The sequence below is a fragment of the Halorubrum lipolyticum DSM 21995 genome, assembly GCF_000337375.1.
GTDB lineage: Archaea > Halobacteriota > Halobacteria > Halobacteriales > Haloferacaceae > Halorubrum > Halorubrum lipolyticum.
Map to the genome: position 1 here is coordinate 1 of NZ_AOJG01000030.1, position 12,435 is coordinate 12,435.

Sequence of the window (12,435 nt, forward strand, 5' to 3'; positions counted from 1 at the left end):
AGTACGCGGTCGTCCCGGCGGTCATGTCGGTCGTGTCGAGGTTGCCCCCGTGGTCGTCCGGCGTGAGCGTCGAGATAGTCTCCTCGGCGGTGGCGACGCCGATCGTGCCGATCACGGGCTCGATCGGCACGTCGAGGCCCTCGAACTCGATCCGTCCGCCGCCGGTGCCGCCGTGGTCGTCGCCGCCCCCGTCCTCGTCGCCGTCGCCCTCGTCACGTCCGTCGCTCTCGTCACGCCCGTCGCTTCCGGCGTCCACCTCGGTGATCCGCGTCGCCGGGTGATCGATATCCGGATCGTCTCGCAGGAGTCCGAACCCGGGCGCCGTGAGGACGCGCCCGCGGTCCTCGGTGACGCGCACGTCCTCGATCTCGACCGCGAGCACGTCCCCCGGGCGCGCCCCCTCGACCGCGATCGGTCCGGTCGCGGCGTTCACCTCCTCCGGGATGGCGTCGAGGCGGTCGTCGTCGGTCTGGATCGCGCCGTTCAGGCTGTCGATCGTCTCGATCGTGAGCGACTCGCCGTCGGTCGCCTCGTAGACGGGCTCCATCGCCGGCGAGAAATCGTAGACGTGGCCGTCGCGGTGTGAGACGTGACCTCGTGACATGTCGGCTTCGACTCGGGCGCGCGCGGACAAAAACCTGCGCTCGGTGCGCGGTTGCGACCGCGACGGCGACCCCCAGAAGGAGCGGAGAGCGCGAGGGCTGAGAGCGCGAGGGCAGACGCGCCCATCGGCACACCGATGTGACTTCGAGCGACCCCGACTCCCCGCGAACGGTCCCGACGCCCGCAGCCGTTGTTTATAAGCGTCGTCCGGTCCTTCCTCGGTCATGACCGACGACCTCGACACGCCGGTGCTCGACAATCACCTCCACCTCGACCCGCGGCACGGTCGCGGGGTCGACGCCGTCGAGGACTTCGTCCGGCTCGGCGGCACCCACCTGCTCGTGGTGAACAAGCCGTCGTGGCACCTCGGCGTCGAGCCCGACGAGCCGGCCGACTTCCGGCCCGTCTTCGAGGAGACGCTCGACGCGGTCGCAGAGGCGAACGACGCGCTCCCGGGGCGCGCGTGGCCCGTCCTCGGCGTCCACCCCGGCCTGATCAGCCGGCTCGTCGACGAGCGGGGGTTCTCCCCCGAGGCGGCCCGCGACCTGATGCAGGGCGGGATCGAGGTCGCGAGCGAGTTCGTCGCCGACGACCGGGCGCTCGCGCTGAAGTCCGGCCGTCCGCACTACGACGTGAGCGACGCGGTCTGGGACGCCTCGAACGCGGTCACGCGGCGCGCGTTCGAGCTGGGCGCCGCGCTCGACTGCGCCGTCCAGCTCCACACCGAGGCCAGCGAGGACCTCACCGACCTGGCGGCCGTCGCCGAGGAGTCCGGGCTCGACCCGACGAACGTCGTGAAACACTACGCCGAGGGGCGACTCGCGGGGCCGACCCCGAGCGTGATGAGCGAGAAGGACCGGCTGGAGCGCGCCGCCGAGTCGGGCGAGCCCTTCCTGATGGAGACCGACTTCGTCGACGACCCCGAGAAGCCGGGGATGGTGCTCGGCCCGAAGACGGTCCCGCGCCGGGTCCGCTGGATGCTCGAAGAGGGGTACGACGACGCGGTCCGGCGCGCGCACGTCGAGACGCCCGAGGCGGTGTACGGGATCGACACGGAGGCGACGCTCGGGGAGTCGACGTCGTGAGCGATTCCCATGCCGCGCCCCCGGAGGTCCTGTTCACCGGCTTCCCCGGGTTCCTCGGCTCCGCGCTGCTCCGGAGGGTCCTCGACCGCGGCGACGGCCCGGTGGCGTGCCTGATACAGCCGCAGTACCGCGAGCTGGCCGAGGAGCGCGCCAGAGAGATCGTGTCGGCGGTCGGCGGCAAGTGGAAGGGCGACGCCGCTGCCGCCGCCCCCGCGGTCGACGACGCCCCCGCGACCGACCCGGCCGCCCACCTCTACGAGGGGGATATCACGGAGCCGGACCTGGGGCTCGGCTCGGCGCTCGACGACCCGGACCTGCTGGCGGGCGTCGAGGAAGTCTACCACCTCGCGGCGGTGTACGACCTGAGCGTCGACGCCGACCTCGCGGCGGCCGTGAACGTCCGCGGGACCGAACACGTCCTCGACGCCTGCGAGCGGCTCGGGGTCGACCGGCTCCACTACGTGAGCACGTGTTACGTCAGCGGCCGGTACGACGGCGTCTTCACCGCCGATCACCTCCGGGAGGGTCAGTCGTTCAACAATCACTACGAGGCGTCGAAGCACCGCGCGGAGGTCGCGGTGCGGGAGCGGATGGCCGACGGGCTCCCGGCGACGATTTACCGGCCCGCGATCGCCGTCGGCGACAGCGAGACCGGCGAGACCGACAAGCTCGACGGGCCGTACAACCTCCTCCGGCTGCTCCTGGTGCAGCCCGGGCGACTCGCGGTCGCGTTCTCGGTCCCCGGCGCCGACGAGACCGAGCTGAACGTCGTGCCCCGCGACTACGTCGTCGACGCGATCGCGGAGCTGAGCGGGCGGCCGGAGACCATGGGCGAGACGTACCAGCTCTGCGACCCGGAGCCGCTGACGGTCCCGGCGTTCGTCGCGGCGCTGAGCGACGCGGCCGGCCGCCGGACGGTGACCGTTCCGACCCCGAAGCGGCTCGCGAAGGCGGCGGCCCGGCTGCTCTCGGCCGCGGGAGTCGCAGTCGAGCCGGCGACGATCGACTACTTCGACCACCCGACCCGCTACCGGTGCCCGAACGCGCGCGAGGCGCTGTCCGGGACCGGGGTCTCGGTCCCGCCGTTCGAGTCGTACGTCGACCGACTCGTGGCGTACGCTCGCGCGAACCCGTCCGTCGGCGACGACCCGATGACGTGACTGCCGTCGGCGACGACCCGATGACGTGAGGGGGGTAGCTCCGAGCGCCCGAATCCCGGCGTCGAGCGGGTGAGAGGCCGTCTCTCGGGACGATCGATAGGAAAGGCATTTGAGTAGTCCGGGCGACGTACCGCACATGACCGACGACGACGCCGTTGAAACGTTCTATACCGACGAACGCTGGCAGAACTGGCTCGACCGGCTGAAAGAAGAGGAGTTGGACCCCGAAAACGAGGACTCGGCCCGGCTCCTGTTGAACCTCCAAGACGACGCCGCGATCGCGGTCGTGAAGGTGCTCGCGGCGCTCGACGACGGGCGCATCGACGAGGACCGCGCGGTCGAGGAGATCCGCACCGTCCGCGAGATCGTGCTCGCCGACGTGGAGTTCGACGACGAGGACAAGGTGATGCTGATCGACGGCGTCCAGACCTCGCTCGTCCCCGTCTTCTACGCGGCCGAGGAGTACGTCGTCGGCGGCGTCGTCGAGGGCGACGTGAGCGAGTTCGTGCGCGCGGCCGCCGACGCCGAGGCCGACGACGACCTCGACGCCGCGCTCGGCTACATCGTCCAGGCCGGCACCCGGATCATCGACGGCGAGGTCCTCGACATCGACCTCGTCGAGGACTTGGAGTACGGGCTCGTCTCCGAGTGGGTCAACGGGCTCGACTCCCTGCAGTCGGCCATCGAGGACCCGGAAGTCGTCGAGGAAGAAGACTGAGCGCGGCGGTCGATTCGGGCTTCGTTTCTCCCGGCTCGCCCGACCCCGACGAGCCGTCGGGGCACCGAACGGCCGCAACGGCGGCCTGATAAACCGTTATGAACTCGCGCGACCACACCCGTGTATGGCAGTCTCCGCGGCCGGAATCGCGATCGCGCTGCTCGTCGTGTGGACGGCCAGTTCGTTCGTGCCGTTCGTGCCGAGCGGCGTCCTCGCGGCGCTGACCGTCGTCGGCTACGCGTACACCACCGGCTTCGCCGAGCCGGGCCTCGCCGCGCTGCTCGCGCTTGTCCTCCTCTCGCTTCTGGCCTCCGTCGCGGAGTTGGTGTCGGGGATGGTCTCCGGGCGGCTCGGCGGCGCCTCGACCCGATCGGTCGTCGTCGGGACGCTCGCGGGCATCGCGCTCCTGTTCGTGTTGGGGCCGATCGGGATCGTCGTCGGGCTGGGCGGCACCGTCTTCCTCGCCGCGCTCTACGAGAACGACGCCGACCCGCGCGTTGCCGCTCGGCAAGCGGCCTACGCGGTGGTCGGCGCCCTCGCCAGCGCGGTCGTTCAGGCGGTCATGCTCGCCGGCGTCACGGTCGCGTTCGCGCTCGCCGTCCTCTGACGCCGAGCTCCGACCTCACGCCGCCACCGCGAACAGCAGCAGGTTGTGCGCCGCGGGCCCCAGTCCAACGGCGGCCACGAAGCCGAGCAGGAGGAAGCCCTCGGCGGGCGTCTCCCGGACGTACTCGGCGAACAGCCAGACGACGGCGCTCGCGACCGCGAGCTTCACCAGCAGGAACACCCACCCCTCGCCGAGCACCGGGACCGACGAGATCCAGTCGAACTCCAGCAGGATCCGCGAGACCGGCGTGCGCTCGCCGAAGCCGAGGTGGGTCGTCCCAACCGCGGTCGAGACGCCGTCGAGCGCGTGGCCGAACACCGCGAGGGCGCCGACGCCGCCGGTGACCGCGGTCTCTGGCCGGAGCCGCGTCAGGCCGACCCAGACGACGCCGGCGATCGGGAGCGTGAGGGCGAGCGCGATCGTCGACCAGCGCGCGCCCGCCGGCGAGAGCCCGGTCGAGACCGCGGCCGCGACGACGGGGACGAGGCAGAGCGCACCGCTTGCGGCGAGGGCGGCCGGTACTCGGTCGGGGCGGACGGCGTCGGCGGTGAGCCACGCTGCGCCCGCCAGCGACCCCACCGTGAGGTAGACGGTCGGCGAGCCGGCGAAGGGGGCGAGGAGGGGCGGGAGCGCGCCGACGACGTAGAGGACGTGGGCCGCGGAGCCGAGCGCCATCCACGGGGCGAGCGCGAGCACGCGCCGACCGGTGACCCGCGGGCGCCGGCGGCGGAGCGCGGCGACGACCCCGGCGGTCGCGAGCAGGACGACGAGGAGGTACGGCACCGGCGGGAGAGTCGTTCCCTCCGGGACGAAGGGGAGACCGCCGACCATCAGACGGACAGCACGGGCTGACTGGCGTACAGGAGGACGTACTCGGCGGCCTTCCCGAGCACCTCGCCGGGGTCGCCGGAGACGGGCTCGCGGGGGACGACGATGAAGTCGGACTCCAACTCCTCGGCGGTGTCGAGCACCACGCTTCCCGGGTGGACCGTCTTCACCTCGGTGGAGAAGCCGTAGGCGATGGAGTTGCTGTGGGCGATTCCGGCCGCCTCCGCGCGCCGCGCCACGGAGTCGGTGAACGCCTCGGTGTCGTCGGCCACGTCGTCCTCGTCGACCACGCCGTGGTCGATGGCGCGGACCACGTCCTCGTCGAGGACGTATAAGGCGTGGACGCTCGCGCCGTACTCGGCGGCGACGGCGATCGCGTAGTCGACCGCCTCGTGGGACTCCTCGCTGCCGTCCACCGACACGAGGACGAGGTCGATGTCGAGATCCGTCATACGCGAGTCGTCGGCGGGGGAGGGCAAAAAGCCCGCCCTCTGCGGTCGCCGCCGAGGCGGTCGCGAACGAGGCGGTCGCGGACGAGCGGGCGCGCCCGTCCCCAAGCCCGCCCTCAGAAGTTCAAGCCCGCCCTCAGAACTCCGCGAGGTCGCGTTGGCCAGCTTCGCACCGCTCCGCCGGCGGGACGTTGGTCGCGACGATCTCGTCGACCTCGTCGCGGTTCCCCGCGTCGCTGTTGATCGCTCGGGTCGCGCTCTCGCGATCGACGCGGAATCCCGCCTCCGCGTACGGCTCGTGCATCACGCCGCTGTTACTGAGAACGACCCGCACGCCGGCGTCGTCGAGCTCGGTCGCAACGTCGAGCAGCCGGCGTTGGTCCTCGCGGTCGAACCCCTCGGCGCTGTACTCGTTGAAGCTCGCGGTCGCGCTCATCGGCTCGTAGGGGGGATCGAAGTAGACCAGATCGCCCGGCTCCGCGGCGTCGAGGACGTACCCGAAGTCCCCGTTCCGGACCGTCGCGTCCGCGAGCGCGTCGCTCGCTCGGCGGATACGCTCGCGCTGGACCCAGTCGGGGTTCGCGTAGCGACCGACGGGGACGTTGAATCCGCCGTCGGCGTTCTCGCGGTAGAGCCCGTTGTAGCAGGTGCGGTTGAGGTACAGGAGGAGCGCGGCCTCCTCGAGCGGGTCGAACTCGCCCTCGTACGGCCGCCTGTTGAACCGCGCGCGCTGCTGGTAGTAGTAGCTCTCCACGTCGCGGCCGCGGGCCGTCTCCTCGGCGTACGGGAGGGTTGGGTCCGGGTCGGCGTCGGGGTCGTCGAACGACGCCAGTCGGTCGATCAGCGCCTCGGGGTCGTCGCGCACCCGCTCGTAGAAGTTCACCAGCCGCGGGTTCGCGTCGTTGACGGTCGCGTCAGACGGTTCGAGGTCGAAGAACACCGCGCCGCCGCCGACGAACGGCTCGTGGTAGCGGCCGTACGTCGCCGGGAACCGGACGTACAGCTCGTCGAGGAGCTGCCGCTTCCCGCCGGCCCACTTCAGTATCGGCTCGGCCATGCGATGTCTGGGGTCGCCCGCCGCGACCTATAAACGTCTCGGGCGCGGCTCGGGGCGGTCCGGCGTGGGCTAGCGAGACGGACCCGACGGCGTCGAGGCCGGTCGCCCGGGTTCAGTCGTCGGCGGGCTCCCCGTCCGGGGCGGGGAGGTCGGCGATGTGGTCGGCCACCTCCTCGAAGTTCGGTCCGGGTTCGATCGTCCCGTCCTCCCGGTTCCACTCGATGTAGCCGGCCTCCTCGAGAACGGGGAGGTGGGTCTCGCGGAGTTCGGCGGCGATCTCGTCGGCCCGGCCGCGGAGCTGCAGGTCGGCGACCGTCTCGACCGTTCCGTCCGCGAGCCCGGCGATGACCCGGCGGCGTTCCGGCGTTCCGACCGCCTCCGTTCGTTCGGAAGGGATATCGTGAGTCGTTGACATTGACTGTTCGTATCTACATCACGAATTGTAACGAAATAAAAGTACGGGCCGCGGGAGTCGAGCGGCGGGCGGCCGACCCGGTTTCCGCGCGTCGTCGCCTATCGCACTCGCAGCCCGCGGTGGAGCGTGTAGGCGGGGACGAGCAGGTAGAGGAAGGGGACCCCCGAAACCGGATGCGCCAGCAGGGAGCCGGCCGCGAGAATCAGGTACCCCTTGGCCGGCGGCGACCACGCGGTCCGGGTCCGCATCGCGTCGAGCTCCGCGGCGAAGACGTACAGGAACGCGCCGGCGACCGCGAGCCACAGCGCCCCGGCGACGAGCGTCGCGGGCAGCGTGCCCGCCGCGTCGGCGACCGCTCGCGGCACGCTCCGCCGTCCGGCGGCGTACGCCGGGTCGACCAGCGCCCGGGCGGCGATCGACGCCGGCAGGTACAGCGCGGCGACGACGACGGTCGTCCAGTAGGGGGCGTTACCCCGTCCGCCGGACGCCGGTGTGGGGGTCATGGTCGGACGGACGCGAGCGAAGGGCAGAAGCCCTCCGGTTCGCGAGGTGCCGGTTTGTGGAGCGTCGGTTCGCGAGGTGCCGGTTTGTTGAGCGTCGGTCCGATCGCCGACCGATCCCCGATCGAGACCGCCTATCGGACGACGTCTTCGGTCCCGCCCCGCCACCGGAGACGGGCATACGTACTAGATCTGTTACTAGTGTACGAACGAGTACCATGTCAACAGTTACACCGCATTAACAACCGTTTTAGACCGTTTCGTTGAGTGTGGTGTGCCACCATTTCTCAAAACATATTTGCAATATGAAAGGTTTTTACACTCCGAGAACCGACTTGTATCCATGCAACCGATGACAAACGACTTTCCGGCCGCCGGCCGGTCCCCGGGACCCAACGTCGCGCCCGAGGGCATCGTCCGCGCCTCGTTCGCCTTCCTCGCGCTGATCGCCGTCGGCGTGCTCGTGGCCGCGTCCCCGCTCGTCTCGCTCGTTGTCCTCGCCGGCGTCGTCGCGCTCGGAGTCCTGGCGCGCTCGCTCGCTCGACACGTCGACCGCGAGACGGTCGGTCGCGTCAGCCTCCCCGGACTGGGGACCGTCGAGTACCGCTTCACCCGCAGCTAACGACGCGTCGATACCGAACCGCCGGACGGACACCCGTTATTTCGGGCCTGTCGAGATCTTCTTCTTCGGACCGCTTCGCGTTCGAGCTCGACGGTCGCTGAGAACTGCGTCTCGATCGACAGCGGGAGTGGGTATAGCAAATTTGTGAAGCGGTTGTTTATAAACGGCTGAGTGATGTTGCTGGCGGCTGTGTATCGGCGAGCGACCCTTCCGCGGTGACGACCTCCAAAGCCCCAGCCGCTGCGGGCGGCGCACGCTCGCTGCGCTCCTCACTCGGTCGCTCTCGCTCCCTCGTTGCGGTGCTTGAGTCGCCTGCGCCGCCCTCACGGCTGCCCCTTTGAGTCCCGCCCCGCACAGCACCTCACGCCTCCCCAGCCTCGTCGCTGGCGCCCTCGGCGCCAGCGACTCCCTCGCACCGTCGGTTCGCGGCCCTGCGGGCCGCTCACCGGGGCGCGCCACCGCACCGCACTTATAAGTGATCGCTGCTATCGCTCACAGCTGTTTAAATACTGAATTACTGCCACCGACCTGCAATACCCACTCCCGCTGTCGCTCACTGCCGTGTCTGCGGTGACCGCAACGGGGCCAGGCGTCTCACCGGCTGAGGGTTTCGACGACTCCGCTTTTTGCCACTTCCTCGACCGCGGTTCAGAGCCCGTACGCGACCCGCTCGCCGACGTCGAGGCCGTTCGCGAGCGCGGCGTGGAGCCGTCCCTCGCCCGCGACCCAGTCGCCGAGGACGTACAGCCCCTCCCGACGGGCGGAGTCGATCGGGCCGCGATCGACGCCCGTCTCCGGCTGCGCGTACCGCCAGCCCTGGTGGTCGGTCCACGCCGGGTCCGCCAGTCGGTCGTCGCCGAGGATGTCCGCGGCGTGTCCGGCGAGCCTCGCGACGTTCTCGGCCGGGTCCGCGTCGTAGCGCTCGACCGACCACTCGTGGTTCGCCTGCACGACCAGCAGGCTCTCGCCGTCGGGGACGTGGCCGGGCTTGCACTCCTCGCGGGAGAGCCACCCGACGGCGTGCTCCTTGTCGGTGTTGACGAGCCCGTAGTAGGGAACGTCGAGCGGGAACGGGTAGCGCAGCACCGCGGTCCAGACGGTGCGGTACGCCACGTCGCCGACGGCGTCGACGAGCGCCTCGCGGACCGGCGAATCCCACTCCGCGCCCCGGAGGAGGTCGGCGGTCTGGGGCGCCGGCGGATTCAACAGGAGAGCGTCGAACGGCCCCCGCGTCTCGCCGTCCGCGTCGTCGACCTCCCACCGGTCGCCGACCCGGCGGACCGTCTCGATCCGCGTCCGGCGGTGCACCGTCGCGTCGGTCCGGCCGAAGAGCCGCTTCGCGATCTGCGTGAGCCCCCGTCGGTAGCTCCACTTGTGCTCGTCCGCGTCGCGACCGGGCGAGACCTCGCCGTCGGCGTCGAAGACGTGGATCGGTTCGGTGACGTCCACGAGCCCCTCGTCGTCGAGCGTCTCCGTGATCAGCTCGACGACGCGCTCGTCGTCGGCCTTCAGGTAGTTCGCGCCGTAGTCGTAGGTCAACTCGTCGTGCCGGCGGGTCGCCGCGCGACCGCAGAGCCCGCCGGACTTCTCGAAGACCGTCACGTCCGCGTCCGGAAGCGCGCCGTCGACGGTGAACGCCGCGGCCGCGGCCCCCGCGCCCGCGCCGACGATGCCGATGTGTGTCACGGTCACTGGGAGGGGTCGCAGTCACTTAATCGGTCGCTCGGGGTCGTCGTCGGGCTCGGCGCCGGGGTCGTCTCTGTCGGCGGCCACGCGAACGGACGCCCGCGTACGAGGGGGCAAGAACCACCCCGACGACGCGTTTTATTTCCGCGTGCCGACAGCGTGCGCACACGACCCGCCGGCCCGGCGAACGGGACGGGCCTGACTCCGACACTCTCATGACCCACGACACGACCGGACGCGGAACGGACGGTGCCGATGGCTGACGACGCCGACGGTCCCCCGGACGACTCCCCCACAGCCGACGGCCCCCCGGCCGACTCCCCCGCGACCGACCCCGAGGCGTCGGCCGGTTCCGGCGTGGACTACGCCGGGCGGGCGTCCGAGATCCTCGGCTTCTCCCGCTGGTGGCAGATCGCCGCCGCCGCGGGGATGATGGCGGCGGTGAGCCCCTACCAGTACGTCTGGTCGTCGATCGAACAGCCGCTGGCCGAGAGCCTCGACATCGCCCTGCCCGCGCTCGGCGCGGTGTTCTCCTTCTACGTCGTCTTCCAGTCGCTCTCGCAGTTCCCCGCCGGGAAGTGGCGCGACAGCCGCGGGCCGGGCGCGCTCACCTTCCTCGCCGCCCTGCTCGCCGGGGGCGGGTACGTCGGGCTCGCCTACGCGACGACGCTCTGGCAGCTGTACCTGCTGTACTCGCTCGGCGCGGTCGGCGTGGGGATCGTGTACACCGTCGCGGTCAACACCGCGGTCAAGTGGTTCCCGGACCGGACGGGACTCACCACCGGCGTCGGGACGATGGCGTTCGCGGCCGGGAGCGCGCTCGTGGTCCCGTACGTCCGCGCGAACGCCACCGTCGCCGCCTACAGCGACGTGCTTCGCAACGTCGGGCTCGGCATCCTCGTCGTGACGCTCGTCGGCGCGTTCCTCCTCCGAGACCCGCCGGACGACTGGCTCGGGCTCGACGGGGGCGGCGGGGACGGCGACGGGGCGGGAGGCGACGACGAGGGCGGCGACGGAAGCGACGGCCTCGCGGCGTCGCTCCGCGGCCGCGCGTACACCACCCGCGAGATGCTCTCGACGTGGCAGTTCTGGCTGCTGTACGCGATGTTCGTCGCGATGGCCGGGGCCGACCTGCTCGTCATCGCCAACGTCGTCCGGTTCGCCGAGCAGTTCGGGCTGAGAGCGGTCGTCGCGACCGCGTCCGCGACCCTGCTGCCCGTCGCCGCCGGCGTCTCGCGGATGATCCTCGGGGAGGCGTCCGACCGCTTCGACCGCAAGCGGGTGATGGCGGCCTCGTTCGTCCTCGCTGGGGTGTTCCGCCTCGCGCTGATCGGTGCCGGGCGGGCCGAGGCCGGGGTCGCGTTCGTCGCGCTGGTGATGGCGGCGATGTTCTTCTCCTCGCCGCTGTTCGTCTACTTCCCGTCGGTGATCGCCGACTACTACGGCGCCAGGAACTCCTCCGGGAACTACGCGGTCCTCTACACCGCCAAGGTCGGCGGCGGGGTGTTCGCCGGCACCGTGGCCGGCTACCTCGTCGCGACCGCCGGCTGGATCCCGACGTTCGCGCTCGGCGGCGGGCTCGCGATCGCCGCGGGGCTGGCGGCGCTCCTGCTCCGCCCGCCGAGCGGGTCCGGGCTGGAGGGAGACCCGACGGACCCGGCGAACCCGACCGACCCGGCCGCCGAGTAGCCGGCCGGTCGATAGACGGTCCCGTTCCACTCGGCTACGCCTCGGCCATCGCCCGCTCGATCCGCCGCTTCAGCTCGTCGAGTCGGTCGCCGACCGCGCCGACCGTCGCCAGCACGGGGTACGTCGCCGAGAGGTCTTGATAGAGGTACGTGGGAACGTCGATGTCGCCGGCGATCGCGAGGTCGCGCTCGTGAGACGCGAGCTCCCGCTGGCGGCGCGCGGCGATCCGGTCGCAGTCGTCGATCAGGGCCTCGGACCGAGCGCGATAGGCGTCGAGCGTCCCGAACCCGTCCTCGGAGAACTCCCTCCGGGCGGTCGACGCGACCTCGCTTCGGATCGGGGTGAGCCGGGAGGCGGCCCGTTCGACCGACTCCGCCTCCGACCGGACCGTGTCGGCGAACCGCTCGCGCTCCTCGGTCGCGGTCTTCGTCGCGTCCAGCAGGGACCGCTTGCACTCGGCGTGGAACCGCGACCCCCGCGTGAGCGCGTACGCGAGCTCCGGAGAGAACTCCTCGGCGACGCTCCGCTCGTAGGTGTCGTCGTACTCGTCCTCGTAGTGGGGGACGGACATCACCGTCTCTCGGTACGCGTCCCTCACCGCGACGAGCCCCGACCCAGCCGGCGGCCCCGATCCGGGGGACTCGGCGGTTCCGGAGGGCCCGACCGCCCTGGCTCCCCCGGCGACGCCGATCGGTCCGCCGCCTCCGCCGCCCGCGACCGGTCCCGCGCCGCCGTCCGTTCGGACCGGTTCCGACGGGACGGACGCGACGCGCCCGCGGAAGGCGCGGAACGCCTCGCGCTCGTCGCCGACGCGTCGCCGCTCGACGCGGAGCGCCGCGCGCGCCTCGTCCAGCAGCCCGGGGCCCCCGTCCGTCGGCTCGGTCGTCGTTGCCATACCGCATCGGTCGCGTATCGCCCACGTAAACGCTTATAATAGCGATACGGGGCGCACGAGAGCGGTACGGGGCGCTCAATAGGGCTCCGGAGCCACCGACCCCCCTCGCCACTGGCGGCGA

General features: G+C 71.4%; 14 protein-coding genes. 6 read left to right on the forward strand and 8 right to left on the reverse strand.

Translation table 11 applies throughout. The features are described from left to right. Positions 1-604, reverse strand: a 604-nt coding sequence (locus C469_RS10410; RefSeq protein WP_008006406.1) for an acetamidase/formamidase family protein, incomplete at its 3' end; no start/stop codon positions are given. Between the two features lie 223 nt (positions 605-827). Between C469_RS10410 and C469_RS10415 the strand changes: the two genes are divergently transcribed. The 4 genes from C469_RS10415 (at position 828) to C469_RS10430 (ending at position 4,173) form a co-directional block, all read left to right on the forward strand. Then, positions 828-1,688, forward strand: coding sequence for a TatD family hydrolase (locus C469_RS10415; protein ID WP_008006409.1), 861 nt, complete (start codon positions 828-830; stop codon positions 1,686-1,688). After that, complete coding sequence (locus tag C469_RS10420) at positions 1,685-2,848, forward strand: SDR family oxidoreductase (RefSeq protein ID WP_008006411.1); 1,164 nt, start codon at positions 1,685-1,687, stop codon at positions 2,846-2,848. The genes C469_RS10415 and C469_RS10420 overlap by 4 nt, the downstream gene beginning before the upstream one ends. A gap of 136 nt (positions 2,849-2,984) precedes the next feature. Continuing rightward, positions 2,985-3,566: a DUF2150 family protein gene (locus tag C469_RS10425; protein ID WP_008006413.1), complete on the forward strand. Its 582-nt coding sequence runs from the start codon at positions 2,985-2,987 to the stop codon at positions 3,564-3,566. Positions 3,567-3,690: 124 nt separating this feature from the next. Continuing rightward, positions 3,691-4,173 carry a DUF456 domain-containing protein gene (locus tag C469_RS10430; protein WP_008006415.1) on the forward strand — a complete coding sequence of 161 codons (483 nt, stop codon included), beginning with the start codon at positions 3,691-3,693 and terminating at the stop codon, positions 4,171-4,173. 15 nt (positions 4,174-4,188) lie between these two features. Here the strand turns inward: C469_RS10430 and C469_RS10435 are convergent, their stop codons facing one another. From C469_RS10435 to C469_RS10455, 5 genes are all read right to left on the reverse strand, one after another. Next, complete coding sequence (locus C469_RS10435; protein ID WP_008006417.1) at positions 4,189-5,004, reverse strand: DUF63 family protein; 816 nt, start codon at positions 5,002-5,004, stop codon at positions 4,189-4,191. Then, positions 5,004-5,453, reverse strand: a complete 450-nt coding sequence (locus C469_RS10440; protein WP_008006419.1) for a universal stress protein — start codon at positions 5,451-5,453, stop codon at positions 5,004-5,006. Before C469_RS10440 ends, C469_RS10435 begins: the two co-directional genes overlap by 1 nt. Positions 5,454-5,586: 133 nt before the next feature. Continuing rightward, positions 5,587-6,507 carry a DNA adenine methylase gene (locus C469_RS10445; protein WP_008006421.1) on the reverse strand — a complete coding sequence of 307 codons (921 nt, stop codon included), beginning with the start codon at positions 6,505-6,507 and terminating at the stop codon, positions 5,587-5,589. Between the two features lie 112 nt (positions 6,508-6,619). Then, on the reverse strand, positions 6,620-6,922 hold the full coding sequence (locus tag C469_RS10450; RefSeq protein ID WP_008006424.1) for a hypothetical protein: 303 nt from the start codon (positions 6,920-6,922) through the stop codon (positions 6,620-6,622). Between the two features lie 98 nt (positions 6,923-7,020). Next, on the reverse strand, positions 7,021-7,425 hold the full coding sequence (locus tag C469_RS10455) for a hypothetical protein (protein ID WP_008006426.1): 405 nt from the start codon (positions 7,423-7,425) through the stop codon (positions 7,021-7,023). 340 nt (positions 7,426-7,765) lie between these two features. On the opposite strand from C469_RS10455, the gene C469_RS10460 reads away from it, so the two are divergent. Then, positions 7,766-8,044, forward strand: coding sequence for a hypothetical protein (locus C469_RS10460; RefSeq protein WP_241430009.1), 279 nt, complete (start codon positions 7,766-7,768; stop codon positions 8,042-8,044). A gap of 648 nt (positions 8,045-8,692) precedes the next feature. Here the strand turns inward: C469_RS10460 and C469_RS10465 are convergent. Continuing rightward, the gene (locus C469_RS10465) at positions 8,693-9,730 is read right to left on the reverse strand and encodes an NAD(P)/FAD-dependent oxidoreductase (protein ID WP_049911308.1); all 1,038 of its coding nucleotides are present in this window, start codon (positions 9,728-9,730) and stop codon (positions 8,693-8,695) included. A gap of 255 nt (positions 9,731-9,985) precedes the next feature. Here C469_RS10465 and C469_RS10470 point away from each other — a divergent pair, with 255 nt between their 5' ends. After that, positions 9,986-11,419 (forward strand): MFS transporter, encoded by a 1,434-nt coding sequence (locus tag C469_RS10470; RefSeq protein WP_008006431.1) that lies wholly within the window; start codon positions 9,986-9,988, stop codon positions 11,417-11,419. Between the two features lie 34 nt (positions 11,420-11,453). On the opposite strand, the gene C469_RS10475 is transcribed toward C469_RS10470, so the two are convergent. After that, positions 11,454-12,314 (reverse strand): DUF7260 family protein, encoded by an 861-nt coding sequence (locus C469_RS10475; RefSeq protein ID WP_008006433.1) that lies wholly within the window; start codon positions 12,312-12,314, stop codon positions 11,454-11,456. Positions 12,315-12,435: the final 121 nt, after the last annotated feature.

Coding starts and splice junctions, on each gene's coding strand:
- C469_RS10455 (WP_008006426.1), bottom strand. CDS start 7,425: ATGACCCCCACACCGGCGTCCGGCGGACGGGGTAACGCCCCCTACTGG.
- C469_RS10430 (WP_008006415.1), top strand. CDS start 3,691: ATGGCAGTCTCCGCGGCCGGAATCGCGATCGCGCTGCTCGTCGTGTGG.
- C469_RS10475 (WP_008006433.1), bottom strand. CDS start 12,314: ATGGCAACGACGACCGAGCCGACGGACGGGGGCCCCGGGCTGCTGGAC.
- C469_RS10460 (WP_241430009.1), top strand. CDS start 7,766: ATGCAACCGATGACAAACGACTTTCCGGCCGCCGGCCGGTCCCCGGGA.
- C469_RS10415 (WP_008006409.1), top strand. CDS start 828: ATGACCGACGACCTCGACACGCCGGTGCTCGACAATCACCTCCACCTC.
- C469_RS10435 (WP_008006417.1), bottom strand. CDS start 5,004: ATGGTCGGCGGTCTCCCCTTCGTCCCGGAGGGAACGACTCTCCCGCCG.
- C469_RS10470 (WP_008006431.1), top strand. CDS start 9,986: ATGGCTGACGACGCCGACGGTCCCCCGGACGACTCCCCCACAGCCGAC.
- C469_RS10450 (WP_008006424.1), bottom strand. CDS start 6,922: ATGTCAACGACTCACGATATCCCTTCCGAACGAACGGAGGCGGTCGGA.
- C469_RS10425 (WP_008006413.1), top strand. CDS start 2,985: ATGACCGACGACGACGCCGTTGAAACGTTCTATACCGACGAACGCTGG.
- C469_RS10440 (WP_008006419.1), bottom strand. CDS start 5,453: ATGACGGATCTCGACATCGACCTCGTCCTCGTGTCGGTGGACGGCAGC.
- C469_RS10445 (WP_008006421.1), bottom strand. CDS start 6,507: ATGGCCGAGCCGATACTGAAGTGGGCCGGCGGGAAGCGGCAGCTCCTC.